A 24,541-nucleotide genomic window follows, 5' to 3' on the forward strand; every position below is an offset into this window, starting at 1 on the left:
GTCGCGCGTAACATAACGCCGCGTTACGTTAGCACTCCCACCCCGGGAGTGCCAGAAAAGGAGATAGGTCTGCCCAAAGGCAGAGTCAAGGAATGTGGATAAAGTTTCTTTTTGCTGTAACCTGAGAGCACATAGGAGGTGCTTACATGGGTCATATCACAACACTTCAGGCTGCAGATGGACATGAGTTTTCTGCATGGGAAACCGAAGGCAGCCATCATCCTTACACACTTGTGGTGCTGCAGGAAATTTTTGGTGTGAACCACCATATCCGGCAGGTTTGTGAAAACTTTGCCAAGGCAGGATTTCACGTCATTGCGCCAGCTTTGTTTGACCGTGTGAAACGTGGAGTAGAGCTGGATTACTCAGCAGAAGGTGTGAAAGAAGGCCTAGCACTGCGGGCACAGATTCCGCTTGCCAAAACATTACTGGATATTCAGGCGGCGGCCTCAGTATTCAAACCCCGTAAGGTGGGCATTATCGGCTATTGCTGGGGCGGCACATTGGCGTGGGAAGCAGCGTGCAAAACCGATGATTTTGCGGCTGCTGTTGGCTGGTATGGCGGGGGGGTTTTCGCCCGCCGAAACGAGACTCCGCGCTGCCCGGTGCAGCTTCATTTTGGTGAACAGGATGCAAGTATCCCGCATACCGATATTGCGGCTATTCGGCAGGCGCATCCGGAAGTTGAACTTTACGTGTACGACGATGCAGGGCACGGATTTGGTTGCCCGGAAAGAAGCTCTTTTAATGCCAAAGCTTATCAGGAAGCGCAGGAACGCAGCGTTGATTTCCTGAAAAGCAATATGAATCCGTAAGGCTATTTCCCTGTCCCGACCGTGGCCCGTTATCGAATTATGATTGACAATTGCGGCTGGTCATGGGGGGATGGGGCATATCCTGAACCGCACACGGTGTGCAGCAGGACAAAACGTTGAGAAGAACAAGGACTATCCCGCTCATGCCGACCGGTACAGTAAAATGGTTTAACGCCACCAAGGGTTATGGCTTTATTGCCCCAGATGATGGCGGTAAAGATGTGTTCGTGCATATTACCGCAGTACAGGCAGCGGGTTTGCGTGGCCTGAATGACGGACAGAAGGTTTCTTTCGATCTGGTTGAAGAACGCGGCAAGCAGGCTGCAACCAATCTGAAAGTAGATTGATTTTTCAGGCAGGGCCGATCAGTTTTGATCGGCCCTTTCTGTATCTGCCAAAAAGGCAGCAAGTTCTCGCGCTGTGTCTGCCAACCCAAGGCGGCGGACTTCCACACCTTCGGGAAAAGCACTGAGCAAGCGGGTAGGGGTGCGCCTGTCTAGCAGGACAAATACCCCGCGATCAGACTGGCGGCGAATAAGCCGACCAAAGGCCTGACGTAACCGCAGGCGTGCAATTCGTTCATCAAAAGATTTCGGATCACCTCCAGAAAGGTGAATGCGGCGTTCACGGTGCAGAATATCTGGCCGGGGCCACGGCACACGTTCAAAAGCCACCAGCCGTAACGCATTGCCGGGCACATCCACGCCATCTCGCATGGCATCTGTGCCTAACAGACAGGCGTGTTCTTCCGTTCGAAAAATATCGACCAGCGTATTGTTGTCCATCGCATCTACATGTTGGGCGTAAAGCGGCAGACCGTTTTCTTCCAGTGTAGGGGCAATACGATCATACACGCCGCGTAAGCGGGAAATGGCCGTAAACAGCCCTAAGCCACCACCGCCGGATGCCAAGAAAAGCGTGCGAAATGCGGCAGCGAGATCGACAATGCTGCTGTTGTCTATGTCCGTCACAATATAGGCGCGTGTCTGGCGGGCATAATCAAACGGGCTGGCCAGACTGGCGCGCAGAGGTGGAGAAGGGAAGTGATTGGCCCCGGTACGTGCCTCCGCTGCCTCCCACGCCTGTTCTGCGTTATCGCTATCAGGTTCGTTTGTTTGCTGGTCACGCAAGGTGGCTGATGTAATTAACATACCTTGTGCGGGTATAGCCATGATGCCAGCAAACGGAATGGTGGGGTCTAGCCAATGGCGGTAAAGGCCCACATCCTGTTCTCCCATGCGCTGTTTTTCGCGCCGCTCAACCCGGATAAAGTGCACGTGGGAAGGTGTGGTATCGGGCTCAGGTGGTGTGTCTAGTGCGCTCAGCATAGCAATCCACGCATCCAGCCGCGAGATAGCCCTGCGGCGTAAGGCGCGTGTCATGGCCTCTATGCGCCCGCGTGTTGTGGAATCCAGCGTTTCGGCATCTTCTTCCAAGCGCGCGTGCAGGCGCTCCACCAAGGTGCGTAGCGGCTCAACAAGGCGTGTTAAGGCACGGGCCAGAAGATGCCCGGCTTCTGCCAAGTCTGGCACCAAAGGGTGCAGATCACATTCAAGGGCAGCATAAACGTGCTGTTTTCCACCTTCCTGTGTTCTGGCAAGAGCCTGCTGCCGCAGGAGCCGCAGAAAAACTTCTGTAGGATTTTCCAACACCGGCTGAGGAGCTTCTGGTTCAAGCGGAAACAACCCGATATCTTCCGGGGGTTCTGGCGGCGGTGGTTCATCCGCCTGTTCCTGCCCTAATCGTGAAGACCAGCCGGGGGCGGGAAGGGCCGTTGCGGCCATAAGCGCCGCTTCCAAAGGTGTTTCCAGTTTTGGGTGGCCGACAACCAGATCATCCAGACGCCGCTTTAAACCGCGGGCGCGTGAGCGCCGTCCTTCCGCGCCAAGCAGCCAACGCCGCAACTCAGCCGCTTCCAGCCCGGAAAGTTCGGCAGAAAAGGCGCTATCTGCCGCATCGGCCAGATGGTGGCCTTCGTCAAATACATAACGGGAGGGGGCCGAGGGATCATCCGTTTCATCGGCATCGTCGCTCATACCTGCCTGCGCGTAGGCCGCCTGCGCCATGACAAGAGCATGGTTGGCAATAACCAGATCAGCTTCACGCGCGCGGCGGATGGAATGTTCAACAAAGCAATGCTGATAATGGGCACATGCGCCGTGAATGCACTCGCCGCGCCTGTCTGCCACGCCTATCAGATTCCCTTGGCCGAACAGGTCACCAAACCAGCCGGGCAGGTCACCTCCAAACAGGTCTCCATCCGCAGTGGCCAAGCCCCAGCGGGCCAGCATGATAAGGGCGATGGTAATACCGGCCGGGCGAGAGGCCGCAGTGTTAACGGCTTCTTCCATGTTCAGCAGGCACAGATAGTTTTCCCGCCCTTTGCGGAGCACAACGCGTTGCCGATGTGTAGCCTGATCTGGGTAAAGCCTGCGGGTTTCCTGCTCAATTTGCCGTTGCAGGTGGCGCGTATAGGTACTGACCCACACCGCCCCCTTATTCCGTTCCGCCCAAAGGCTGGCGGGAGCAATATAGCCTAAGGTTTTGCCGGTTCCTGTGCCAGCTTCTGCCAGCACAATGGCAGGATCTCCGCGCACATTGCGTGGTTCAAACGCCCCGGTAGCGACTGATGCGAAGTCGGCTTGCCCGGCGCGGATTTCGGCATCCTCGCCCAGCATTTTGGTCAGTTGCTCGCGTGCTTCTACGGGTGAAATGGGGTGAGATGCTGGGGGAGGAGGAAGCGGTGTTTCCGCCCATTTTGGCAAAAAACGCCAGATACGCAGGGCATCCCCTGGCTGAAGCATTGTTTCAGGCAATTTGCCTTGTGGGGTGAGTTTGTCATGCAGCCCCAGGGTTTCGGCAACTGTGCCGCTCCAGATCCATCCAGCTTGGCCCAATCTTACAGTGAGAGCAGCAAGATGCTCTGCTGTCGCGCCGTTATTCTGGCGTGCCAGATTGGTAAGGAGAGGGGAAAGAAGGCGAGGCAGAAGGTCAGCTTCTGCGGCGCCTATGTCCTCATCCTGCATGCCTAAGGCCAGCGCCAAACCGCGTGGGGTAGGGGCCACAGGTGTGGCGGGATGCACAAAGGCAAATAGCTCTAATAAATCCAGCCACGGTGCAGGTTGCCCCGGAGGCGGTAAATCTAACCGCCGTGCTAATGCGGGGGCATGAATAACCAGCGGACAAGGCATGTTTTGCAGGTTTTGCCTCACATCCTGCGCAGACAAATGGAGAACCTCTCCATCTTCCGTAAGAAGGGAATAGGCTCCCTTATATGCAACCAGTGCTGGGGCATCGTAAGCGGAGGGGAAGGATGTCTGCATGATAAATACTAGATGATCCATTCCGGCGCGGAATGCCAGAGCTAGAAATCAAAAAGCAACATATGAAGAACAAAAAAGCCCGCCTCACTTTAATGAGGCGGGCTTTTTAGATGGTAATCTGGGACAGAAAAGTTAGTTGCCGTCTTTAAGGCTATCTGCCACCACTTCCAGAAGTTTGCTGTGCAGGTTGCCGTTGCCAGCAACAATCATGACATCGTCAGGCAGATCATCCAGATCAACGCCTGCGGGGTCTGTCGCCTGCCCACCGGCTTCACGCACGATAAGAGCACCGGCGGCACAATCCCACGGTTTGATGCCGAATTCCCAGTACCCTTCGTAACGCCCAGCAGCTACCCACGCCAGATCAAGCGCTGCGGCACCAAAGCGGCGCACACCGGCTACACGCGGCATAAGGGCACCTAGCACGCGTGCAAACGGCAGGCGCATACGTGCAGGCACCTTGGCGAACGGAATACCCGTGGCAAACAGGGATTCCTGCATGTCACGCCGTGCGGATACACGGATACGGCGTTCGTTCAGATAGGCGCCGGTGCCTTTTTCTGCCCAGAACATTTCACCCGCTGCCGGGTTGTAAACCAGCCCTGCGGCCAACTCGATACGCCCATCTGGCAGGCGGCGCTGCAAGCCAATGGAAATAGCCCAGTGCGGAATACCGTGTAGGAAGTTGGTGGTGCCATCCAGCGGGTCTACCACCCAACGCCATGTCCAGTTATCGCTGCCGGATTTGCCGGATTCTTCCATAAAGAAGGCATAGCCGGGGCGGGCGCGTTCCAGCTCTTCCCGCAGGGTCTGTTCTGCACGCAGATCAGCTTGGGAAACAAAGTCTCCCGGCCCTTTGATGCTGACTTGAAGCTGCTCGACTTCGTTAAAATCGCGCAGGAGACGCTTGGCCGCCTTCTGGGCTGCTGTTTGCATCACCATCATGACGGGGGAGAGACGCATGGCCACTGTAGTTTTGTCCTGCTCTGGAGAGAAAAACGGAAGGGATCAGTCTTTGGCGCGTTCGACGTAGGAACCGTCTTCCGTCCGAACCACAATACGTTCACCCGATTCAATAAAGGGCGGCACCATGGTTTTTACACCATTGGAAAGTTTTGCGGGCTTGTAGGAGGAAGATGCCGTCTGGCCTTTTACAACCGGGTCAGCTTCCACAACTTCCAGCGTAACCTGCGGTGGCAGATCAATACCTACCGGGTCACCTTCAACCAGGTGCAGGTTGATGGTCATGTTATCCTGAATGAACGGAGCCTGATCACCCAGCAGATCCACAGGAACTGTCAGCTGGTCATAGGTTTCGGGGTCCATCAGAACCAGCAGTTCGCCATCGGTGTAGGAATACAGGTATTCCTTATCTTCCGTCATCAGGCGTTCAACGCTATCAGCGGTCCGCCAGCGTTCGTTGGTTTTGTTGCCGGTTTTCAGGTCGCGCATTTCAACCTGAATAAATGCTCCGCCCTTGCCGGGGGTGATGATCTGCTGTTTCAGCACCGTCCAGCGGCGGCCATCATGCTCAATCACCTGACCGGCGCGGATCAGGTTTGCCTGCTGTTTCATAATTCGTCCCTGAAAGGAATGTCCATTAAGGATGGGGCTTGTACAAGCCTGACGCCCGAAGAGCAAGTTTGCTGCACTTGATATATCGTGTTTTCTCCCGCTGGACAGGGTGGCCATATCCTGTTTATAAGGCGGCAGGTCCTCAGATGGATGACATGAGGATGGGTGTCCGAGTGGTTTAAGGAACTGGTCTTGAAAACCAGCGTGCGGGGAACCGTACCGTGGGTTCGAATCCCACCCCATCCGCCAACTATACTTCCCGATAGTTCCCAATTATTCCCAAAGCCCTTGCAAAACTGCCGGGTATAGGGTTTTTGTGTTCCCAATCGTTCTCGTTTTATCCCATCCGTTCCCGCATAAATGTGGGTAACGTGTGGGTAAGATTTTCAGGATGTGTGGGTAACGCAATCATGCTGACAGATTCCAAGGTCAAGACAGCTAAGGCAGCCGAGAAAGCCTATCGCCTTTCTGATAGTGAAGGGCTGTTTGTGCATGTAATGCCCACAGGCAAGAAGTTCTGGCGCCTACGTTACCGGCAGCAAGGGAAAGAGCAAACCCTTACGTTGGGGCCATATCCATCCGTAGGTTTGCGTGAGGCACGCATGATGCGTGACAACGCTAAGGATCTGCTTCGGCAGGGGATAGACCCGAATAAGGCAGGGAAGGTTGCTCACCTGTTGGCTGATCCTCAACAGCAAGATAGCTTTGAGGCAGTTGCCAGAGAATGGTACGGGCAGAGGAAGGATTTATGGCGGCCAAGGCATGCTTATGATGTAATCCACAGTCTGGAGCGTGATGTGTTCCCCCACATAGGGCATCTGCCGCCAGGACAAATTACACCTCGGGTTGTGCTGCATATATTAAAAGGCATTGAAGAGCGCGGAGCGGTGGAAACAGCGCATAGGATCCGCCAGCGTATGAGCGATGTGTTTGTACATGCCATAGCAACAGAGAGAGCAGACACAGATCCGGCCGGAATTGTTAAACCTGCGCTGCGCCCTGTAATACGCAATCGTCAGCCTGCCATCACTGACCTAGAGCAGGCGCGTGAGATGATTGCACGTGTAGAAAGCTGTGTGGCGCATCCGGTTACATTGCTGGCATTTCGGCTATTATATCTGACAGCTGTGCGTCCGGGTGAAGTGCGGGCTGCCATGTGGGATGAATTCCATGACTTAGATTCGCAGGATCCTGTCTGGATTATCCCGGCTGAGCGTATGAAGATGAGCCGGGAGCATATTGTTCCACTATCTCCGCAGGCCGTAAATGTGGTCCAGGCCGTGAGACCATTTTCAAGCCGCTGGCCGCATTTGTTTCCCAATACCAGACGCCCTAAGCTGCCGATGAGTGAGAATGCAATTGGGTATTTGATCAACCGTGCTGGATACCATGGGCGCCATGTTCCGCACGGATTCCGCTCCACATTCTCCAGTAATATGAATGAGCGCTTCCCACTGGATCATGATGTGATTGAGTTAATGCTTGCGCATGCATCCAAGGATAAAGTGGCGGCGGCTTATAACCGTGCATTGTATCTTGATAGGCGACGGGAACTGGCCACCATATGGAGCGGACTCATACTAGAAGGGCAGAAGCCAGTTGATGATCTTGTTTCTGCCCAAAGAAAGCCGGCTGGGATAGAGGCATAATTATGATGGTATCATCATCGTGATTCTGGGCCTTGTTGATTACGATAAAATTCCAAGATTTTTCTTTGTCTGTGCCGTGAATAGGCTGACAGTAAAAACCTTAGTGGGAAAAGTAATGGCCCGGCGGAAATTGCCAGTATGATTTCTGCAACATCTTTCAAGCTATATATTCTGTCATAGAGCAACATGCTGAATACTTGTGATATTCCGAATATCAGCCACAGATTGATGGCATGGATTATCATGATCTCACCCATTCCCGCCTCCTTCCAGTGCTGTGATGCGGGCTTTAATCTGCGGAAGCGTCTTTAAGGAGATCAGTTTGCGGCCACAGAAATCATCACCGCTAACGGTTTCACCTTCATAGCTGTCTGCCTGAACAATATCGGTCAGAATATGATTCTTGAAATCCCATTCATCCTGATCTGTTATCCCTAGAAGGAGACTGAGCGTTACGCTTGGCCCATCTGTAGGCTCAACACCTTCTGGCAGGACGGAACGCGGCACATCAGGATGGGCAACCCAATCCTCCAAGAACGCCACGGCCTTCCGAAGATCCTCCACTTCGCTTCCCTTATGCCCTGCGCGGTAAACATACTGGAACGCCTGCGCCATGTTGCCAGACATGTACCGGGTCACATCCCATACTTGCAGGCCGCTTTCTGTTTTGTAGTGGTCGGGGGTTATGGCGTTCATGGGGTTGCCTCTTTGGTTGGTGCGGCAAAGCGAGGAATCAGCATCCATGCCTCGATATCGGCCTCTGCAATATTTTCGTCCGTCATATCAACCCAACCATCCTCGCCTTGAGGAAACTCATTGTTGGCAAGCGTGGTGTCGCCATTCTTCAAATGGACAACGATTGTCTGGCGAAATCCGGGCGCTTTCTTGATGTCAGTATTCCAAGCCGCTGCGTCTGCTGCTTCAAGGGCAACTCGCGCATAGCATCGAGCGACTTCTTGACGGTTATCTCCCATGTTTTCCCATTTCATGGGCTTGCCGTTGCGCTCATATACATATTCGGCAATCGCCTTTGCAGCCGCCTCAATGCGTGCGTCAGTCATTTCCCGCCCTCCATAGCTGCATCAATGGCGGCGCGTAGGGTGGGTGCCTCTCCAAGCATTCCCTCAAGTATTTCATATACTCCCCAACCAAATTCTTCTCTGTATTCAACTCCTACTTTCATATCCGCCAACCACTCCAACCGCCGCGTATCAGCCGCACATTCTGCCCGTGCGCGTTCCTCGGCTTCTTTGATATATTTGTTAGCAATGGCGAGGCACTCATCTATATCCGTGCGCTTGTTGAATAAGGCGCACGCTAGAGCGGCCACCTGCTCCTTTCTCGTCCTCATGGCGCGGCTCCTAGATTGCGGATTGCATCGGTAATATCTTCGGCTGCGGCCTTCAGTAGTGTTTTCCCTGCGGGCGGTAACAAGCTACAAGATGCATCAAGACTTCTTTCTATCATGAGACAGATACGCTCCCGCTCCCCCGCCAGCATTTCGTTTATCTGCGTGGGGGTGAGGACGGGATCATAATATTTTCGCCAAGCCATATTCTTGGGCAGTACAAAGTTAGGATGCAGGACTGTATCGTTCCATGCTTTGCGTTTTGCGCTCCACTGCCACACATCACGATCAAGCATGTGCCACCCATCCCGCTCTGGGAATATAGGCACTCCTGGGAGATCAGGATTAAGCCATTTTTTTTCAGGCATTTTCACTGCTCCCGTTACATTCATCACATGGCACGCCATGCTTAACGGCTGTTACATTCTTCATGTATATCCAGCCGCTTTCCCAACCACAGCGATTACATTTGAACTCTGCAATCTGGGTCATATTGCTATCTTGCGGCACGCAGTCGCTTATGCCCACGTCAACCATGTGGGCCATAAACCGTCTGGGGGCTCTCGGCCTTTGAAAGCCGAACAGATCTGGTTTCGCCTGCATCACGCCTTCTCTCCAGCGCGGGTGTTCCAATTATCTTCTGCGCCCGCTTTGGTATCGGCTCCGCCGCCGTCTGCACCGCACGTAAAGCAGGAGACATAAAACCAATCTGTTTCACCAACGACAGCGGCATCCTGGGTGGCACAAAAGGGGCATTCCCGAAGCTTTTTATTCATGCTCATGCTTCCGGGCCTTTCAGGGCTGCGCGCGCCTTTTCCTCACGAGCAAACATTTCCAGTGTGGCGCCAAATAAACCCACCCGTTTAATGTCCTCGTTAGCTGCGTAATATTCACGCAGTTTCGCAATCTCTGCATCCGCATCAGTTTTCAAAACAAGCGGTGCTGACACACAACCGTTACGCTCTGCCCGTAATTGCGTAACATTGATGCCGCTGGTTGGGTCGCGTAGGGCGTCTGCCACCAGTGGGTTGATGTAGCCAACTATGGGGAGGGGGTAGGTCATGCTACTGCCCTCATTTCTTCCTGGGCAGACAGCCAGTTTTTTACGGCGCTTTCCTTCCAGCGCACGCAGCCGGCTGTGAATTTGAGAGGGCGTGGGAAACGGTTTTGTTCCATCCAGCGGTACAGGGTTGATGTGCCGACCTTTACGGTTTCCAATACTTCTTTGCGGGTCAGGAATTTTTCGTTGGGTTCTGTGCTCATGCTTCCAATCCTTCAAAAAACCATGTCAGAGGCACGTCCAGTGCGGTGGCGAATGTGGGGAGCAGGGTGGCTTTGATTGCGTTCTTGCCGCTTTCGTATTTCTGCACCTGTTGGTAGGTGCAGCCGATGGCTGCCCCTAACTGCTGCATGCTCATGCTGAGTTGCTGGCGGCGCTGGCGGATACGAAAGCCCAGGCATTTATCGTTTCTGATGCGCTTGGGGGCTTCCACCTGTGGCGCAGGCCTGTAGGTGCCCAGCAGGTGCTCCAGATCTATCTGTGCAGCCATAGGAACGCATTCCCGCATATTCCGATAACTGACAGCACAAACCACAGAATGACTAGGCGCTGGGAGGGTGCAGGGTTGTGCATATCCCATTTCCTTAATGCCGTGTGCCAGTAGGTGATTGGCCATTGTTTTTGAAGATATCAGAAACAGTTTTGGCGTCTTCTGCACCAATTATAGTACCTTCCCCACCTTGCATGAGGAAGCTTAGGATATCTGTATTTAATCTACTTAGATAAACCAGTGGAGACATAGATACATCTATCGCCACGGCAGATGCAGCAGCGCACCCCGCAGAACAAAGAAGGGGATCACCATTTCCTAATGTGCTACAAAAAGTTGCGATCATCTTTTCTGTTGCTGCCAGTGAAGCAAGACCAAAGACGAATGCGTATTGTGTATCTGGTGGGTAGCTTTCTATTTCAGCCTTGATGTCGGCAACCCGTTTATCCAATGCCTCAAGCATTTCCTGACGGTTCATTGTGCGACCCTCACTTCACCCAGAATGAAGTCCTGAATGCGTGCCATCGGGTTGCGGCGCTTGGTGTAGCCGATACGCAGGGCGGTATCTGCAATGTCCTGCTCGGCTTCCATTGCAGCGGCCATGTCTTTGACCAGGGAAAGCATGTTCAGCTTTTCTTTGCTGTCCACATTGTTGTGGATGAGCTGCTCCAGCTGCGTGCGGGCAACCTGAAAGGCGTGATTGTTCATTTGCTACAGCTTTCGATGATATTGGCGCGGGTGTAGAGCAGCTCGGCCTGCAGGCGTGCTTGGCCGGCAAGGTGCTTCCATGCCTCTTCGCCATATGAATTGTTGGTATCGGCACATGCGCGGCGGTAGGATTCCAGCGTGCTTGCATGGGCAAGCAGGTCATCGGCCTGCGCACGAATGAGCGTTACCTTGTGCTCCGGAATACTGAACATCTGGCGGGGGATTTGGTGCGCAGGGCAGGGAATGGCGTTCATGCTGCCTGATCCCTGCGGCGGTACACCACGTTAAGCGCAAAGTGCAGCCGCGTGCCGTAATCCATATGCGCAGTGTCTACATTCAGGTTGCGCTTGAGTGTGCCCAGATCTTCCAGCACCAGCCGAATATCTGCGTGCAGCATGGCAGCCAGATCCAACTGGCAGACACGGGCGTGGCATACGCGCAGCAGCTGCCTTGTTTTGTCGTAAATGTTATTTTTGGAGGCCAGACTGGTAGGCTTGGAAATATCAATTACGCGCCTGATGATGCGTTCGATATTCCGGCTCTCATCTACTGAGAACTGATATGCTTCGGGTTTTTTAGGAGGAGTAACCATTTTCTGCCCCTTGGAAGGGAGAGCCTGTTGCCAGACTCACCCAACTTTTCCCATTCTTGGCGTGCCAACAGACCCAAGAAAGGGAAACTAGATATGTCTGATGATGAAGCTGGAGTTATTCGCAAAGAGATTTGGGAACCTATGCTTCGTGGGCTTGCCAAAAAGCCTTATGAAAACATTACGAATGCTTCTGAATTTGCCGATGACAACCTGAGTAATGAAGAGTTCTTTGCCAATTTGAAGTATCTTGCTGATAATGGCTTGTGTGATGCCGAATTGCGAAAAAGCCTTGATGGTTTCTGGAGCTGGGGTGGCGCTTCCATTACAACCCGCGGCCTTGATTACCTGCGTGAAGATGGCGGCCTGAGTGCCCAACTTGGCGTTGTTACGGTCAAACTTGACGCAGACAGCATCAAGGCGCTGATTTGCACCCAGATTGATGTTTCTGAAGGCGATGCCAAAAAGAAAGACGGGCTTAAGCATGCTATACGCTCTTTGCCGGCTGAAGGCTTGAAAGTCTTAACTGGCGAACTGGTAAAGAGCGGCCTGAGGCATACTCCGGATTTACTTCAGTGGCTTCAAATAACCGGTCATCTTTGATTTTGCCCGAAACGGAAAACCTGACAGGAATTACCTGACTGCCAAAAATCATGTTGGTAACAAAGTCAGTAATATCTAAGCCTGTATTGTGGGTAATAAGTTGTAACCGTGAGCCATCTTTTTCTGGCTGCAGCCAGCAATCGCTCACTGACAAGCAGGGGGCGCGGCCATAGTGCGCATCAGGCTCTGCGGGTTTCAGGGCAGCATGATCCATCTCTGGATCTGAGGACTGCTTTTCTTCTGATGTGCAGGCTGCCTTGCGCATTTCCGCTATGGAGATTGTAATCAGGCATTCCGCTGCATCACGAAGCATTGAAAGTTCAGAAATGCTTGGTCGATCGGCAATGAAATTGTTGGTGGCTTGTTGCACCAGCTTTAGTGCGGTTTCCTTGCGCAAATCAGCTAGGTGATCATGGCTATAAGCCACAGCCATGCTGCCGCTTCGGGCTTCCTGCTCCATGCTATAGGAAACGCGGTTGAGGCTTCCTATCAGCACAAATCCTATGCCTGATTTTTCAATCTTGATAGCGTCATTCGACACGGTTTTTCTCCACCACGGGTTGTGATGGAGAAACCTTAAGTAAATTAAGGAATGTAGGCAAGGAAAAACTTAATTTAGTTAAGGTTTTTATTTTTTCTTTCGGAATGCCTGAGCAATCCCACGTAAAGCGGCTAAAGCAGTTTCCTGCTGATCTAATGGTATATCCCTTAATATCTCTAAGGCTTCTAGTTCTGGGCGGGTTTGCGCTCTAACAAGTGAATCCGGCTCGTTGCCAGTCAGCAAATAAGTCGTATTCGTGCCAAGAGCCACTGCTAGAGCTTCCATTTTCAAAGGTCTTGGGATAGCTCGACCACCTTCATATTGGGTAATCGAATTTTCCGTCAGCCCAATCATGCCTGCAAGCTGTTGCTGTGTGAAGCCCTTTAGTTCCCTTAATGTTCTTACGCGGTTGCCAAAGGCTACTTTCCTAGGGTCACGATCTGAAGAATCTGTAGGTTTTGTCTGGTTCATACGTAATTGTTCCGCTTGCCTGCATACATGGCATCCTTAATTTGCTTGCTTAATTCCCTTAAGGTTATTAAGGTTTTCTGCATGAAAGACCCGGCTTTAATCGAGATCATGGCAATGCGTGGTGCCAATAAACGTATTTCAGATGCGTGTGGGTTATCATATGCGGCAGTTTCCCAATGGAAACGTGTGCCCAAAAGGCACCTCCACAAAGTTGCTGCTGTATGTGGAAAGTCAGCACAGGAACTGCGCCCAGATCTCTTTGCTAAGCCCGAAAGCACTGGAGTTGCGGCATGACTGATTTCCATAAAACCAACCATGCCGCACCCAAGTGTGCCTGTCAGCCGAATGCGGTTCGGCTAGGCCTCATTGGCTTTCAGCCAGCGCAGCAGGTCTGTCACAACCTCTCCAGTTTCAGGCACGACAAGTTCTTTCACGCTGCTCATTTTGAATGTGCGCGCCATTTTGCGCTCATGGCAGTAGGCGTTGATGCTGAGGATACGGATGCTTCCGTCCGGCAGCTGCTCACCTTTCAGCCCATTCACGGTGATTCGGCGTTCACTTTCGCCCTTTGTGCCCGCGTACCGCATCAGGAAATCCTGCTTGATTTCGGTGATGGTGACCGGCGGCAGAGAGGGCTTTCCGATTTCAATCTTCATTCATCAGTTCTTACGATGGTTGGGTCTAGCAACCCCATCGTGAGGCGCACGGGCGGGAATGACAATATTTCCGCCCGCGTTGCGCCTATGCAGCTAGCCTTCCGCTTCTGCGGCAGCTCGCTTCTGTTCAGCCGTTTCTTTGGCCTGCTTCACTCTGCCGGGAAGTTCAAACAGATATTGCAGCAGCATATCTGTGAATTCGGCAATTTCTGTCACCTCTTCATTCGAGACCGGGCTGCTGGTGTGAACATCCTCATTGGTGATGTCACGAATGCCATGCGCCCAGTCTTTCATGCTGGGGGTGAGGAAATGCTGGGCAGCAAGCATATTGATGCGGTTGTTAAGGTTTTGCTTAGGGTTTGTACCTTCCCGAAAAGCATCCAGATTTTCTGCAAAAACGTGTTGGGTCGCTACGTCAATAACCGTGCGGTAAGCACTGCGTACCAGACGGTTAGGGGTTTGTCCTGTGCGGGCATCTTCAGCTTCACCCATCGCAACAGAAACTTCTGGAGGAAGGTAATCAAATCTCTTGGGTTTGGGGGCTTCTGGCCAAATGCAAGGGATAGCCGTGCCTTCACTCAAATTGAGCTCATAAGCACTTTCCAGCGCGTAATTCTGGTGTCGAAGATACGAACTCCAGTCTCTGCGGCTGCGGGGAGATATGCTTTCGAATGCTCCGCCAAAAGGTTTTCTGCATCCTCGGCAAAAGCTTGTGAAAAAACCTCTCAGGCTTCGTACATCGTCCCCTTCAACTCTCATGCCCGTAATATCGCAAGCCATGTTTTTGCTGCGGCAATGGGGGCACTCCATAACAATAAAAGATGGTTGGCTTGCCATGTGTGAAAACTCCGAAAATCAAAAAAATATGCAACGTGCAGAAATTATGATCCGCCGGGCCATGTCATGCAATGCAGTTGCTGATCGGGCGAGTGCCCTTACCACTGCATGGATTGGCCTTGATCCACATGATCGGGGTGCATTTGTGCTGGGGTTGATCTCCCGCGTTGCGATGTGCCCACGGGAGAATGAGAGATGAGCGCTCCGTTTTCCTCAGCATTTGTTCCAGCCATTAAGACGGCCACCAAAACGGCCCTTACGCATGTTGGTGGTGTAGATGCCGCTGCACGTATTTCCCGCGTGGGGCGCACCCAGTTTTCTGATTACCAGAACCGCTCCAAGGAATGCGTGGTGCCGGTGGATGTGGCTGTGGATCTGGACCACTGCGCTGAGCATCCGTTCATTCTGGAGGCCATGGCTCATGCGCTGGGCTATGTGTTGATGCCCCTACGTGTTGGTACCAGCGATTTTGGCAAGGATATGAGCCAGTTTGGCATGGCATCTGTGGATGTGATGGCCACGGCCATGAAGGTGCTGGAAGATAACCAACTGGACCCGGAAGAAGCCGACGAGATCATTCCCAAAATGCTGCATGCCCAGCGCATTCTGGAGCAGGCCATAGCGTTTGGCCGCGCAGTTCAGAAATCTGCCAAGCCGCACATTGTGCGCCCGATGGGAGATGCCGCGCATGGTTGAGCAACGCTACGCACAGCAGGCAGCAGGCAGCAGGCAGCAGGCAGCAGGCAGCAGGCAGCAGGCAGCAGGCCACCGTGCCGAGTGCTGCCATGATACGCAATACAAGCCGGGAGAAATATGATGCGGCCTGTTATTGCTGAATTTGACCGCAGCACCCTTACACCATGGAACATGCTGCGTAGCATGCCGGCAGAAATGCGCGGTGTGGTGCAAAGCCTGCATGATGCACTGAAAAGCATGCGGACCACGGTATTTCGCGCAGGCGAGATGGTTCTGGATGATGGGCAGATTGCTGCGCAATCATGGATGCCCCGTTCTGAACTGGACCGCGTGCTGCCGGCTGTTGTGAAGGCTGGCTTTATGGCGCGGGATGATGAAGGCGCACTGTTTAGCCCACACCTGTATGACAAACTGCTGCGCAAGGAAGAACGCGCTGCCCGCAAGGCCGCAGCTGATGCAGATTGGCAGCAGCGGCAGGAAGAGGGTGATGTGCCACCGGGCCTGACACGCAAGCAGATTACCGCACGTGAGAATGGGAAAAAGGGTGGACGCCCACCAGGGAGCGGAAAGAAGGCAGTTGCTGACCGTAACCAACGCCACATGCCTTTGGCATCGGTTATTCAGGGTGGAAAAACCGAAACCCAAAACCCAAACAAAAAACCCAATTCGGTTTCGGTTTCTGAAAATTTGGGTTCCGTGGGTTCCATAGATCTAGAATTAGAGAGAGATACTAATATTCCTTCTAGTTCTATTTCTGGGGAAACCCAAAACCCAAGCGTGGACATCTCTCCTGAGCTGGTCTCGCAGACCGTAGCGCGAATGATTGCTGCAACGGGCATGGAAGATCAGGCTGGTTACGCGGTCTCATTTGCCAAGAGATGGCTGAAGGCTGGTGCACAGCCTGATACGATCATCACCGCCATTCGTGCGCATACCGAGAAAATGCGCGGAAATACTGAGGAACCGAGAAAGTTCAAGGTCTTTGAGGCTGAGGTCTTCCGCCAGATTGAGCTGCAGAATGTGAGAGACCGGCTTTCAGATGCTCAGGAGCAGGAACCGCAGACGGTAGCCGACCCTGTGAAGCCTTATGCCACCCAGAGGCTTCGAGAAGCTGAACGGCTTTGGCAAAGTCTTTTCCACCTCAATGACAGAAACATTGAGCGTGCTGATACAGCTTTTGCTGCTCAAGCGGAGAAGCACGGCTTTCCCCCAGCAGATATCAAACGCCGCGTTGAGGATTATGCAGCCTATTACCGTGAACACCCCGCCATGATGGAGGCTGTGGGATGAGGCATTCTGGTTATGAGCGGCACAAGGATGATTGGTATGTTGAGCCCGCGTGGTGCGTTCATGCCCTGGTCAAAGGTGAGCGCCCATTTATGGGGACTGTGCTGGATCCGTGCTGCGGCGGCGGGAATATCGTGCAGGCGCTTTGTAGCAATGGGGTTTTGGCTGGAGGTTCAGACATTCAAGATCGTGCAGGCGGCACGTATCCGCGCCTGAGCTATGAGCAGTCTTTATCCATTTCCCAGCCCACAAATGTTGTCAGCAATCCCCCTTATGGCGTGGCAGAAGATTTTATCACGGCCTGCTTGGCCAAGACGAAAGACCGCGTGTGCGTGCTGCTGCGGCTTGCCTTTCTGGAAGGGATTAAGCGCGGGGAGTGGTTTCCGACTGTTCCGCTGGCGCGTGTTTGGGTGGCTGGCAAGCGTATTTCCATGCCGCCGGGCGGCACAGATATTCCTGCAAAAGGTGGCGCCATTGCTTACGCATGGTTTGTTTTTGAGCACGGCTGGAAAGGTGACCCCGTTGTGAAGTTCCTGCCTAAAATTGGTGAGATGCCATCATGAATAGAAAAGTTCCGAAATGGGTTCTTCCATTGTTTGGCGCTCTAGCTGGCATATTCATCGACCATGTCTTTCTTCTGGGCTTTGTGACTGCTCAAGAAAGAGGGGCTGGCTTCTGGTTTTTGACAATCTTTTCCATGATCCAATTTTTAGGTGCTTGGTTGCTGTTTGGCTGCGTATTTTCACTCGGTCGCATGAAAGAGCGTGCCTATAAAACTTTGGAGCAGAGGCCATGAGTTTCCGCACGCTATTACGAAACTTGCGGTTGCAGGCAGAAGGCAAGCCCAACCCGATTGATGCAGTGGAAGATCTGCGGGCCAAACTGGCCCAGGAACAAAAACGGCGTGCAGAGGCTGAACTGGAAATCACCACTCTGCAACGCCGTTTGGATGCATACGAACAACCACGTGATGCCCGAGGACGGTACACCAGAAGAGGTAGGGCAGCAACGTGACCAAGAAAGAGCCAAAGGACATTCAATTCCGGGAAGGGGATTGGATTATATATCGGGAAGGGAAGATAGATGCCTTTCGTTTCCAGTATGCTTATGATGATGGCATACGTGCATTTGGTATTGGATTAGGAGAGAAATCCTTTCCACTGCGAGAATGCAAAGTATTTCGTCACGTTAGTGATGATGAACATGTTGATGCGCTCGAAAAACTTACATTGCATTCAGGCCCATCTGGTGAAGTTCTTCCAGAACGTCAGCAGCATGGCGATATTGCGACCATCTGGCTGGAAGAAAAAGGAAAACCTACAATCGCAGTTTCCAGCTCATGCGGGCTGTTAAACAAGCTGCATACTTCTGGCGTGATTGGTGATGCCGAAGTGGCGGCAGCCCAGATGTGGGCGCGGGATTATGAGACCGGAATCATGGGTGCCAAAGATCCGGAAGCATCTAGTAAGGGCGGTAAGCCAGATCCTGAATATGTTTTGCTTGCCCGCATGCATGGGACAGAACGGTGCAGATATATTCGAGAGCACCTTGGAAAACGTTCAGAAGAATTTCTGTATAGTTTCCTGATCGACCATATGAGCATTTCTCAGGTTGCAGGGCAGCGCAAGCGTGATCGGCGTCAGATTTCTGGCGCCATTGAATTGCTGTTAGGGCAGCTGGCAGACGTATATGCAGAGATGCCTGGAAAACTGTGGTTCAATATCGAACCTAAAAAAGACGATAACTGATTTTTTAGAGTTATCTTGACTGTCCACAGATAATCTGTCTATTCTGGTATCCTATTCGAAGTCGTGTGCCTGAGAGGGCCACGGCTTTTTTTATTTCCGAACAATACGAGCATACTTATGGGCAAGCGGCGGAGTATCTGCCGGGGCTCTATTGTGCTGCGCGGGAAAAAGCCAGTTCTGGTTTTGGGTGTTGATGGGCCTGAATGCCTTGTTGTTCAGCTGATCTACACCAATCCTCCTTATCATCGCAGTGATGTTGATTTGGGCGGCAGCGGTTTGCTGTTGCGCAATCGCATTGCACGTGCGGCACGTGTTGCCCGCGTGGCGCGGAGTGCATTGCGCCGTATGGCTGCCGACATTGGCCCGGCAGCAGAAGCGGATGTGCTGCGTGTAGAAGCTGCGGTGCAACGGGAAATGATGCTCCAGACAGGTGAACAAATTCCTGCGGGCACAGTTCGCCCCAGCTGGAGGCCCCCAAAGTGGGGTGGTTGCGGGAGAAAAATTGGCGGTGCGCCGTCCGATTAACCCGCAATGATAACGCTGACTTATCTGGCACCCCAGTATTGGGCACCCGCAAGATAAGTCGTACAGCACCCCAAAAACCCGCAAGATAAGTGTAGTTATCTTGCGGATTTGATGGGGTGAAAAACACCACATAATGTAGGGAAAACAAATGGTTAGCGGAGATCGTAACAGATCACCCGCGCCAGAGGCGGTGAAAGCCGCTCCAGTTTCTGCCGATGAACTGTGCATCCGGACGTGGCTGCATAACCGTGGCGAGAACACGCGCCGCGCATACGAGAGAGACGTGCGCGACCTGCTGGCATTTGCCGGGAAATCACTGAACGATATTGTGCTGCCCGACCTGCAGGCGTGGTTCGACAGCATGGGCGATGCTTCCGATGCCACGCGCAGGCGGAAGCTTTCAGCCGTGAAATCTCTGCTTTCCTATGGCGCGGGAACTGGCGTTCTCTCTCATGATGCAGGATCTGCCTTCCGCATAGCGCGGGGGAGAGACACGCTGCATGAGCGCATTCTTACCCGTGAGCAAGTGATTGCGCTGATTGATGGTGAGGAAGAGCCACGCAAGCGGGCGCTGCTGAATGTTCTGTACCGTATGGGGCTGCGCATTTCAGAGGCCTGCGCTTTGCGTTGGCGAGATCTGACGCGCCGCCAGCAGGGTGCTGTTGCTTCCGTTTTTGGCAAAGGCAACAAGACGCGGCCCGTGCAGGTTCCTGCCAAACTGTTCAAAGAGCTCATGGCGCTCAGGGTTGATAGCGGGCCAGATGCGCCTGTTGTCCCCGGCCATGATGGCTGCTCGCTCTCGAAAGATGCGGCTCATCGCATCGTGAAGCGGGCAGCACGGCGTGCCGGATTGTCATCGCGTGTCTCAGCGCATTGGCTCCGGCACGCCCACGCATCGCACGCACTGGACAACAATGCCCCGGCCCATGTGGTCTGCGCCACGCTGGGGCATGCCTCTCTCGCCACAACTACACGTTACTCTCATGTGCGTGAGGGTGACGGTTCTGCAAAATATCTGGACTGACACCATGACAGACACACCCCGGCCCGTGGACGATGCGCCCGAAGGCTACATGAAGGATGCTCAAGGGCGTCTGGTTCCTGTTGCGCAGGTAAAGCCGCAGGATCTTCTGGAAGATGAGCTGGTTCGCGCTATTCATGCGGAAGCGAAGCTTCTGGCGAGAGAGCTGGCAGAATTCAAGAAGCGCGGCTTCAGTGAGGTTTCTGCGCTGCAATCCCTGCTGCACGAAAAATACCAAGCCAAGCTTGGCGGGCCGAAAGGCAACACTACGCTGAGTAGCTACGATGGCCGGTTGCGTGTGTCTGTTTGCATGGGCGAGAGCATTTCCTTTGGGCCTGAGCTTCAGGTCGCCAAAAGCCTGCTGGATGAACTTTTTGAGGAATGGTCTGAGGGCGCGAACGCGAACCTCAAAACCATTGTGATGGAAGCATTTGACGTGGGGCAAGAAGGAAAGCTTTCTGCCACGAAAATTCTTGGGCTTCGCCGGCACAACATAGACGAGCCGCAGTGGAAGCGGGCCATGGATGCGATTGCAGACAGCATTCGTATCGACAGCACCAAAGCGTATCTGCGGCTTCATGTTCGGGAAACGCCGGAACAATCCTGGCAAATGCTGCCTCTGGATCTGGCCAAGGCATGAAGCGCTGGCTGACGGATGTGCTTTCTGCGCGGCGTGAGAATTTCAAGCTGCGCTGGGAAATGGGCCGCAAGTCTCGGCAGCTAGAAGAACAGCACCGTGAAATACGGCGTCTGCAATCCATCATCATAAAATCGGGGATGTCATGCGACAGAAAGAAATGAACCGTTCTGGGGCTCGTGGTAGTCAGAAGCCACAGAAACATGGGCCTGCGCGTGGCACCAAGGTGACGTCTGATTACAGTGTATGGGCGCGTGCAGCAGACCATTATGAGCGTCTGTCTTCTCGGGCACGTTTCCCTGGTATTCGGGTGTGGGCGAAGCAGCGTGCTCAGGAGTGCTCTGACCGGGCTTATGCTACGCGATAGGTCATTGTTGATTTGAATGAACGAAGCCCTCGGCTGGTGACACAGCGCGAGGGCTTCTTATTATCCACTCCTGGAAACGGCAGGAATGAACAGGCGCAAAGATAGCAGAGACAAGATGAACCTGTACAGCAGATTTTTTGGGCAAGAATTGCGTTTAGACATAGAGTTTCAGAGATCAACTCTTCTGCGTCTAGCCGCATTTTTTGCAACCATCGCATTGTCTAGCGTACCGGTTCTATGGTGCCTCGGGCATTTTGGGGTAATTGGACATGGCTGGCGTTGAGATCAAGCTGGATACATCAGAAGCCCAGCGCGCATTATCTGACATGCAAAAGCAGATCCCGTTCGCGCAGGCCTCTGCGTTGAATGATCTGGCGTTCCAGATCATGCGCGGTGAGAACGATGCCTTCAGCAAGATATTCGAGCATCCGCGTCCATTTACATTGCGTGCAACGCAGGTTGAGAAGAAGGCAACCAAGAGTGATCTGACAGCAGTTGTCTCATTGCGTCCTGCTCAGGAACGATATCTGCAGCCATATGAAACTGGCGGGGAGCATGAAACTCCTTGGCAGCAAGGGAACCTGCTTGTTCCAGTAGATGGGCCAACAGATAAATATGGTCAGATATCTAAGGGAATGCTGTCTCGGGTTCTTGATCGTAGTGACGTCTTTAAGGGAACCGTACGCGGCATAACTGGCATATGGCAACGTCCAGTCCGTGGTGCTCGTCGGGATGGCACACGCGGAACCAAAGGATCTTTGAACAAGATCAATGGCAAAAAGACCAGTCTGAAGCTTCTCTATATGTGGCGTCCAAACGTGAACGTTCATAAGCGTCTGAGCTTTGCCAAGAGAGGTGCAGAGATTGTCGCTACCCGAGGGGGTAAGGCATTGGCAGATGCCATCCAGAAGGCAGTGAGGACGGCGTGGTGACACGCGAGGCAGGTATGCGCGGGGAGGGTAGCCCTCCCCCTAGGGGTCTTGGGTCCTTCCTGGCCCCCTTGAAACGCGGGGATTGCGCCAGCCCGTTTGTTCCCTAGATATGGCAATTTTTTTAGGTTGCAGTTGCAGGTGAGATAGTGACGACGATCAGCCAGAGCGAGGCGGCGCGCCGCGCTGGCATCAGCCGTCCCGCTATCAAAAAAAACATTGATGCCGGCAAGATCAAATCAGACGGCGGTCGCGTAATCCTGGCTTCTTTTGAGGAATGGATGACCACCCGCTCAGGGGTGCAACCAGACCTGCAACCGGATGCAACCAAGGTTGCAGAAGGAGAAACTGCTGATCTGTTGGCGAAGGGGCTTATGCCCACGGCAACTGCGTTTCAGGTTGAGCAGAATTACAAGGCCCTCCAACGCAAGCTGGAATACGATCAGAAGTCCGGACGCGTTGTAGATGCTGATCTGATTGCCAAAGCCGTGGGGGCCAAGTTCGCCACAGTGAGAACAAAGCTTCTGGCCATCCCAGCAGAGCAGGCACCCACACTGGCACGGTGCAAAACACCAAGGGAACTGCGTGACCGTCTGGAGAAACTGATATTTCGTGCCCTAGAGGAACTGACGCTGGATGCAGATCCCACCGACGGATTATCCAGAGGGGTATAAATTTTTCCTCAAGCTCCTAGACCGAGCACAGCTTGAGAACCTGAAACCCCCGCCACGGCTGACGTTAAGCCAGTGGTCAGCTGAATATGCAGTGCTTTCTCGGGAGACAAGCGCACAGACTGGACGGTTTGAAGCCTACGCCTACCAGCCCGGAATCATGGATGCGATTACGGATGACACCGTAGAGAAAGTGTCTGTGATGAAGTCAGCGCGTGTTGGATACACAAAGATTGTGGATAACGCAGTAGGGTATTTTCTGCAGCAGGATCCATGCCCCATTCTGGTTGTGCAGCCCCGCGAAACTGATGCTGAGGATTACAGTAAAACGGAAATAGCCCCCATGCTCAGGGATACCCCTGTGCTGGCTGCCATTGCTCCGGATACCAAGGCCAAAAGTGGCGAGAACACTTTGCTGTCCAAGACAATGCGGAATGGTTCATCTCTCAAGCTGGTAGGGGCCAACTCTCCGGGTGGTTTCCGCCGTATCACCGTGCGTATCGTTATTTTTGATGAGGTAGATGGTTATCCGGTAGGTGGTGCGGGATCTGAGGGTGATCAGATATCTCTTGGTTCCAAGCGTTCAGAGACATTCTGGAACCGCAAGATCATCGCAGGATCCACACCCACGGTTGCAGGCCTGAGCCGAATAGAAAAACTCTATGAGGAAGGAGACTGCCGCCAGTTTCATGTTCCATGCCCGCATTGTGGGGACATGCAGGTGCTGGAATGGGGTGAAAAGGAAACCCCATATGGCATAAAATGGGACTGTGACGAGAACGGAAAGCCGCTACCGGAAACGGCCTATTACGTGTGCCGGCATAACGGCTGCATCATCACAGAAGCCGAAAAAGCCGACATGGTGGCAAAAGGGGAGTGGATAGCTTCCAAGCCCTTCAAGGGGCATGCCTCTTTCCATATCTGGACAGGCTATTCCCTTTCTCCAAATGCCACATGGGCGAAGCTGGTGGAAGAATGGCTGGATGTTTATCGGGATCCAATCCGGCGCCAGACATTCATCAACACAACCCTTGGCCTTCCTTACGAGGATAAAGGGGACGGTGCTCTTAATGAGCTGTCGCTGGCTGCACGCGTAGAGGTATGGGAAGGCGAAGTGCCTTTCGGTGTCGTGGTGCTGACAGCCGGGGCGGATACGCAGGATGACCGTATTGAAATAGAGGTTGTCGGCTGGGGCCGTAATGAGGAACGCTGGTCCATCGCTGTTATTGTGGTGGATGGTGATCCTGAAATGCCCGAAACATGGGCACGCGTGGACGATGTGCTGAAGCGCACATGGTACCGTGCAGATGGCCGACCATTCACCATTATGGCGGCGTGTATCGATTCAGGCGGCCATCACACCCAGAGGGTGTATGAATTCTGCCGCGCTCGGCTGGGCCGTCGCATTTGGGCGATCAAGGGTGAGTCTGCGCGTGGGGGTGCCAGATCTCCAGTCTGGCCAACCAAACGGCCCAGCGCACGTAACAAGGCAAGCTTTCGTCCCGTCATCATTGGGGTGAACGCGGCCAAGGACGTCATCAGGGCGCGTCTGCATCTGCCGCAACCAGAACCGGGTCATCCAGCACCAGGGTATATGCACTTCCCAGCAGACCGGGATGTAAACTATTTCGCACAGATGGTGTCCGAAAGGTCTGTGCGCAAAAGCATCAACGGCACAATCGTGCGTGTTTGGGAGCTTTTGCCAGGGCGACGGAATGAAGCGCTGGATATCGCTGTCTACAGCTACGCAGCCCTCTGCGGTCTGATTTACATGGGCCTGAAGCTGAACAAACGGGCTGATGCCTTGGAAGCCGAAACAACAGAACATCCACCCGCACCAGAGCCAGTGCAGGAAGAGATGGATCCTTTCGCGGAAGAACCTGTGAAAATGGCAATCACTGATATGCCGGCACAGGGAAAAACTGCAGAACCGAAGAAGAAAATGACCCGCATGGAACGGCTTGCTGCCAAACTTGCAGGGTAGGGGATAACAGA

40 protein-coding genes and 1 tRNA gene are annotated in these 24,541 nt (G+C 53.4%); 22 read left to right on the forward strand and 19 right to left on the reverse strand.

Annotated elements, in window-relative coordinates; genetic code table 11:
* The first annotated feature begins 146 nt into the window (after window positions 1-146).
* Window positions 147-815 carry a dienelactone hydrolase family protein gene (locus APA10_RS09675; RefSeq protein ID WP_035367603.1) on the forward strand — a complete coding sequence of 223 codons (669 nt, stop codon included), beginning with the start codon at window positions 147-149 and terminating at the stop codon, window positions 813-815.
* Window positions 816-958: 143 nt separating this feature from the next.
* Window positions 959-1,162, forward strand: a complete 204-nt coding sequence (locus APA10_RS09680; RefSeq protein WP_003625755.1) for a cold-shock protein — start codon at window positions 959-961, stop codon at window positions 1,160-1,162.
* An 18-nt stretch (window positions 1,163-1,180) separates the two neighbouring features.
* On the opposite strand, the gene APA10_RS09685 is transcribed toward APA10_RS09680, so the two are convergent.
* The 3 genes from APA10_RS09685 to efp form a co-directional block, all read right to left on the reverse strand.
* The gene (locus tag APA10_RS09685; protein WP_174714341.1) at window positions 1,181-4,159 is read right to left on the reverse strand and encodes an ATP-dependent DNA helicase; all 2,979 of its coding nucleotides are present in this window, start codon (window positions 4,157-4,159) and stop codon (window positions 1,181-1,183) included.
* A 111-nt stretch (window positions 4,160-4,270) separates the two neighbouring features.
* Window positions 4,271-5,101 (reverse strand): inositol monophosphatase family protein, encoded by an 831-nt coding sequence (locus tag APA10_RS09690; RefSeq protein WP_080587156.1) that lies wholly within the window; start codon window positions 5,099-5,101, stop codon window positions 4,271-4,273.
* Window positions 5,102-5,146: 45 nt separating this feature from the next.
* The gene (efp, locus tag APA10_RS09695; RefSeq protein WP_003625750.1) at window positions 5,147-5,713 is read right to left on the reverse strand and encodes an elongation factor P; all 567 of its coding nucleotides are present in this window, start codon (window positions 5,711-5,713) and stop codon (window positions 5,147-5,149) included.
* A 159-nt stretch (window positions 5,714-5,872) separates the two neighbouring features.
* Here efp and APA10_RS09700 point away from each other — a divergent pair.
* Both APA10_RS09700 and APA10_RS09705 read left to right on the forward strand, forming a co-directional pair.
* A tRNA-Ser gene (locus APA10_RS09700) sits at window positions 5,873-5,962 on the forward strand.
* A gap of 161 nt (window positions 5,963-6,123) precedes the next feature.
* On the forward strand, window positions 6,124-7,362 hold the full coding sequence (locus APA10_RS09705) for a tyrosine-type recombinase/integrase (protein ID WP_035366424.1): 1,239 nt from the start codon (window positions 6,124-6,126) through the stop codon (window positions 7,360-7,362).
* A gap of 249 nt (window positions 7,363-7,611) precedes the next feature.
* On the opposite strand, the gene APA10_RS09715 is transcribed toward APA10_RS09705, so the two are convergent.
* From APA10_RS09715 to APA10_RS09775, 12 genes are all read right to left on the reverse strand, one after another.
* A complete protein-coding gene (locus tag APA10_RS09715; RefSeq protein ID WP_003630839.1) occupies window positions 7,612-8,058 on the reverse strand; it encodes a DUF3310 domain-containing protein in 447 nt (148 codons plus the stop codon).
* Window positions 8,055-8,423 carry a hypothetical protein gene (locus APA10_RS09720; RefSeq protein ID WP_003630840.1) on the reverse strand — a complete coding sequence of 123 codons (369 nt, stop codon included), beginning with the start codon at window positions 8,421-8,423 and terminating at the stop codon, window positions 8,055-8,057. Before APA10_RS09720 ends, APA10_RS09715 begins: the two co-directional genes overlap by 4 nt.
* Complete coding sequence (locus APA10_RS09725) at window positions 8,420-8,713, reverse strand: hypothetical protein (RefSeq protein WP_035367605.1); 294 nt, start codon at window positions 8,711-8,713, stop codon at window positions 8,420-8,422. Before APA10_RS09725 ends, APA10_RS09720 begins: the two co-directional genes overlap by 4 nt.
* Complete coding sequence (locus tag APA10_RS09730; protein ID WP_003631318.1) at window positions 8,710-9,006, reverse strand: hypothetical protein; 297 nt, start codon at window positions 9,004-9,006, stop codon at window positions 8,710-8,712. The genes APA10_RS09725 and APA10_RS09730 overlap by 4 nt, the downstream gene beginning before the upstream one ends.
* Before the next feature lie 306 nt (window positions 9,007-9,312).
* Entirely contained in the window at window positions 9,313-9,486 is a 174-nt protein-coding gene (locus tag APA10_RS09740; protein ID WP_157999369.1) for a Lar family restriction alleviation protein, read from the reverse strand.
* Between the two features lie 2 nt (window positions 9,487-9,488).
* Entirely contained in the window at window positions 9,489-9,773 is a 285-nt protein-coding gene (locus APA10_RS09745; RefSeq protein WP_003631322.1) for a hypothetical protein, read from the reverse strand.
* Complete coding sequence (locus APA10_RS09750; RefSeq protein WP_003631324.1) at window positions 9,770-9,973, reverse strand: helix-turn-helix transcriptional regulator; 204 nt, start codon at window positions 9,971-9,973, stop codon at window positions 9,770-9,772. The genes APA10_RS09745 and APA10_RS09750 overlap by 4 nt, the downstream gene beginning before the upstream one ends.
* Complete coding sequence (locus APA10_RS09755; RefSeq protein WP_003631325.1) at window positions 9,970-10,260, reverse strand: helix-turn-helix domain-containing protein; 291 nt, start codon at window positions 10,258-10,260, stop codon at window positions 9,970-9,972. The genes APA10_RS09750 and APA10_RS09755 overlap by 4 nt, the downstream gene beginning before the upstream one ends.
* Before the next feature lie 94 nt (window positions 10,261-10,354).
* Complete coding sequence (locus APA10_RS09760; RefSeq protein WP_003631327.1) at window positions 10,355-10,738, reverse strand: hypothetical protein; 384 nt, start codon at window positions 10,736-10,738, stop codon at window positions 10,355-10,357.
* Window positions 10,735-10,968 (reverse strand): hypothetical protein, encoded by a 234-nt coding sequence (locus tag APA10_RS09765; protein ID WP_035367607.1) that lies wholly within the window; start codon window positions 10,966-10,968, stop codon window positions 10,735-10,737. The genes APA10_RS09760 and APA10_RS09765 overlap by 4 nt, the downstream gene beginning before the upstream one ends.
* Window positions 10,965-11,222 carry a hypothetical protein gene (locus tag APA10_RS09770; RefSeq protein ID WP_003631117.1) on the reverse strand — a complete coding sequence of 86 codons (258 nt, stop codon included), beginning with the start codon at window positions 11,220-11,222 and terminating at the stop codon, window positions 10,965-10,967. The genes APA10_RS09765 and APA10_RS09770 overlap by 4 nt, the downstream gene beginning before the upstream one ends.
* On the reverse strand, window positions 11,219-11,560 hold the full coding sequence (locus APA10_RS09775; RefSeq protein WP_003631116.1) for a hypothetical protein: 342 nt from the start codon (window positions 11,558-11,560) through the stop codon (window positions 11,219-11,221). The genes APA10_RS09770 and APA10_RS09775 overlap by 4 nt, the downstream gene beginning before the upstream one ends.
* 93 nt (window positions 11,561-11,653) lie before the next feature.
* Here APA10_RS09775 and APA10_RS14645 point away from each other — a divergent pair, with 93 nt between their 5' ends.
* On the forward strand, window positions 11,654-12,160 hold the full coding sequence (locus APA10_RS14645; protein WP_003631115.1) for a hypothetical protein: 507 nt from the start codon (window positions 11,654-11,656) through the stop codon (window positions 12,158-12,160).
* Here the strand turns inward: APA10_RS14645 and APA10_RS14950 are convergent.
* On the reverse strand, window positions 12,045-12,701 hold the full coding sequence (locus APA10_RS14950) for a hypothetical protein (protein WP_124326528.1): 657 nt from the start codon (window positions 12,699-12,701) through the stop codon (window positions 12,045-12,047). The genes APA10_RS14645 and APA10_RS14950 overlap by 116 nt on opposite strands.
* Before the next feature lie 87 nt (window positions 12,702-12,788).
* A complete protein-coding gene (locus APA10_RS14310) occupies window positions 12,789-13,172 on the reverse strand; it encodes a helix-turn-helix domain-containing protein (RefSeq protein ID WP_003631114.1) in 384 nt (127 codons plus the stop codon).
* Window positions 13,173-13,253: 81 nt separating this feature from the next.
* Between APA10_RS14310 and APA10_RS09795 the strand changes: the two genes are divergently transcribed.
* A complete protein-coding gene (locus tag APA10_RS09795; RefSeq protein WP_124326527.1) occupies window positions 13,254-13,466 on the forward strand; it encodes a helix-turn-helix domain-containing protein in 213 nt (70 codons plus the stop codon).
* Between the two features lie 62 nt (window positions 13,467-13,528).
* Here APA10_RS09795 and APA10_RS09800 read toward each other — a convergent pair whose 3' ends face one another.
* The gene (locus APA10_RS09800; protein WP_003631111.1) at window positions 13,529-13,828 is read right to left on the reverse strand and encodes a hypothetical protein; all 300 of its coding nucleotides are present in this window, start codon (window positions 13,826-13,828) and stop codon (window positions 13,529-13,531) included.
* A 93-nt stretch (window positions 13,829-13,921) separates the two neighbouring features.
* Window positions 13,922-14,410: a DUF4145 domain-containing protein gene (locus APA10_RS09805; RefSeq protein WP_003631109.1), complete on the reverse strand. Its 489-nt coding sequence runs from the start codon at window positions 14,408-14,410 to the stop codon at window positions 13,922-13,924.
* 283 nt (window positions 14,411-14,693) lie between these two features.
* On the opposite strand from APA10_RS09805, the gene APA10_RS09810 reads away from it, so the two are divergent.
* The 16 genes from APA10_RS09810 to APA10_RS09875 all read left to right on the forward strand — a co-directional run bounded on the left by APA10_RS09810 (window position 14,694) and on the right by APA10_RS09875 (window position 24,530).
* A complete protein-coding gene (locus APA10_RS09810; protein WP_003631104.1) occupies window positions 14,694-14,864 on the forward strand; it encodes a hypothetical protein in 171 nt (56 codons plus the stop codon).
* A complete protein-coding gene (locus APA10_RS09815) occupies window positions 14,861-15,361 on the forward strand; it encodes a hypothetical protein (RefSeq protein ID WP_003631101.1) in 501 nt (166 codons plus the stop codon). Before APA10_RS09810 ends, APA10_RS09815 begins: the two co-directional genes overlap by 4 nt.
* Window positions 15,354-15,482, forward strand: a complete 129-nt coding sequence (locus tag APA10_RS15500) for a hypothetical protein (protein WP_276325082.1) — start codon at window positions 15,354-15,356, stop codon at window positions 15,480-15,482. The genes APA10_RS09815 and APA10_RS15500 overlap by 8 nt, the downstream gene beginning before the upstream one ends.
* A complete protein-coding gene (locus tag APA10_RS09820; protein WP_003631344.1) occupies window positions 15,479-16,651 on the forward strand; it encodes a hypothetical protein in 1,173 nt (390 codons plus the stop codon). The genes APA10_RS15500 and APA10_RS09820 overlap by 4 nt, the downstream gene beginning before the upstream one ends.
* Entirely contained in the window at window positions 16,648-17,211 is a 564-nt protein-coding gene (locus tag APA10_RS09825) for a TRM11 family methyltransferase (protein ID WP_003631345.1), read from the forward strand. Before APA10_RS09820 ends, APA10_RS09825 begins: the two co-directional genes overlap by 4 nt.
* The gene (locus APA10_RS09830; RefSeq protein ID WP_035366821.1) at window positions 17,208-17,444 is read left to right on the forward strand and encodes a hypothetical protein; all 237 of its coding nucleotides are present in this window, start codon (window positions 17,208-17,210) and stop codon (window positions 17,442-17,444) included. Before APA10_RS09825 ends, APA10_RS09830 begins: the two co-directional genes overlap by 4 nt.
* On the forward strand, window positions 17,441-17,662 hold the full coding sequence (locus APA10_RS09835) for a hypothetical protein (RefSeq protein ID WP_035367609.1): 222 nt from the start codon (window positions 17,441-17,443) through the stop codon (window positions 17,660-17,662). Before APA10_RS09830 ends, APA10_RS09835 begins: the two co-directional genes overlap by 4 nt.
* Window positions 17,659-18,396 carry a hypothetical protein gene (locus APA10_RS15430; RefSeq protein WP_050998020.1) on the forward strand — a complete coding sequence of 246 codons (738 nt, stop codon included), beginning with the start codon at window positions 17,659-17,661 and terminating at the stop codon, window positions 18,394-18,396. The genes APA10_RS09835 and APA10_RS15430 overlap by 4 nt, the downstream gene beginning before the upstream one ends.
* 117 nt (window positions 18,397-18,513) lie before the next feature.
* Window positions 18,514-18,921 (forward strand): hypothetical protein, encoded by a 408-nt coding sequence (locus tag APA10_RS09845; RefSeq protein WP_003630365.1) that lies wholly within the window; start codon window positions 18,514-18,516, stop codon window positions 18,919-18,921.
* A 148-nt stretch (window positions 18,922-19,069) separates the two neighbouring features.
* Window positions 19,070-19,945, forward strand: coding sequence for a tyrosine-type recombinase/integrase (locus tag APA10_RS09850; protein ID WP_035366065.1), 876 nt, complete (start codon window positions 19,070-19,072; stop codon window positions 19,943-19,945).
* Window positions 19,946-19,949: 4 nt separating this feature from the next.
* Window positions 19,950-20,582 (forward strand): DUF3164 family protein, encoded by a 633-nt coding sequence (locus tag APA10_RS09855; protein WP_035366063.1) that lies wholly within the window; start codon window positions 19,950-19,952, stop codon window positions 20,580-20,582.
* The gene (locus APA10_RS14955) at window positions 20,579-20,743 is read left to right on the forward strand and encodes a hypothetical protein (protein ID WP_003630359.1); all 165 of its coding nucleotides are present in this window, start codon (window positions 20,579-20,581) and stop codon (window positions 20,741-20,743) included. Before APA10_RS09855 ends, APA10_RS14955 begins: the two co-directional genes overlap by 4 nt.
* Window positions 20,740-20,946 carry a hypothetical protein gene (locus APA10_RS09860; protein WP_003630358.1) on the forward strand — a complete coding sequence of 69 codons (207 nt, stop codon included), beginning with the start codon at window positions 20,740-20,742 and terminating at the stop codon, window positions 20,944-20,946. Before APA10_RS14955 ends, APA10_RS09860 begins: the two co-directional genes overlap by 4 nt.
* Window positions 20,947-21,215: 269 nt before the next feature.
* Window positions 21,216-21,878 carry a hypothetical protein gene (locus APA10_RS09865; protein ID WP_003630357.1) on the forward strand — a complete coding sequence of 221 codons (663 nt, stop codon included), beginning with the start codon at window positions 21,216-21,218 and terminating at the stop codon, window positions 21,876-21,878.
* A 146-nt stretch (window positions 21,879-22,024) separates the two neighbouring features.
* Entirely contained in the window at window positions 22,025-22,549 is a 525-nt protein-coding gene (locus APA10_RS09870) for a hypothetical protein (protein ID WP_003630356.1), read from the forward strand.
* Window positions 22,512-24,530 carry a phage terminase large subunit family protein gene (locus tag APA10_RS09875; protein WP_035366061.1) on the forward strand — a complete coding sequence of 673 codons (2,019 nt, stop codon included), beginning with the start codon at window positions 22,512-22,514 and terminating at the stop codon, window positions 24,528-24,530. The genes APA10_RS09870 and APA10_RS09875 overlap by 38 nt, the downstream gene beginning before the upstream one ends.
* Window positions 24,531-24,541 lie beyond the last annotated feature (11 nt).

It is taken from the genome of Acetobacter pasteurianus subsp. pasteurianus LMG 1262 = NBRC 106471, assembly GCF_000285275.1.
Lineage (GTDB): Bacteria > Pseudomonadota > Alphaproteobacteria > Acetobacterales > Acetobacteraceae > Acetobacter > Acetobacter pasteurianus.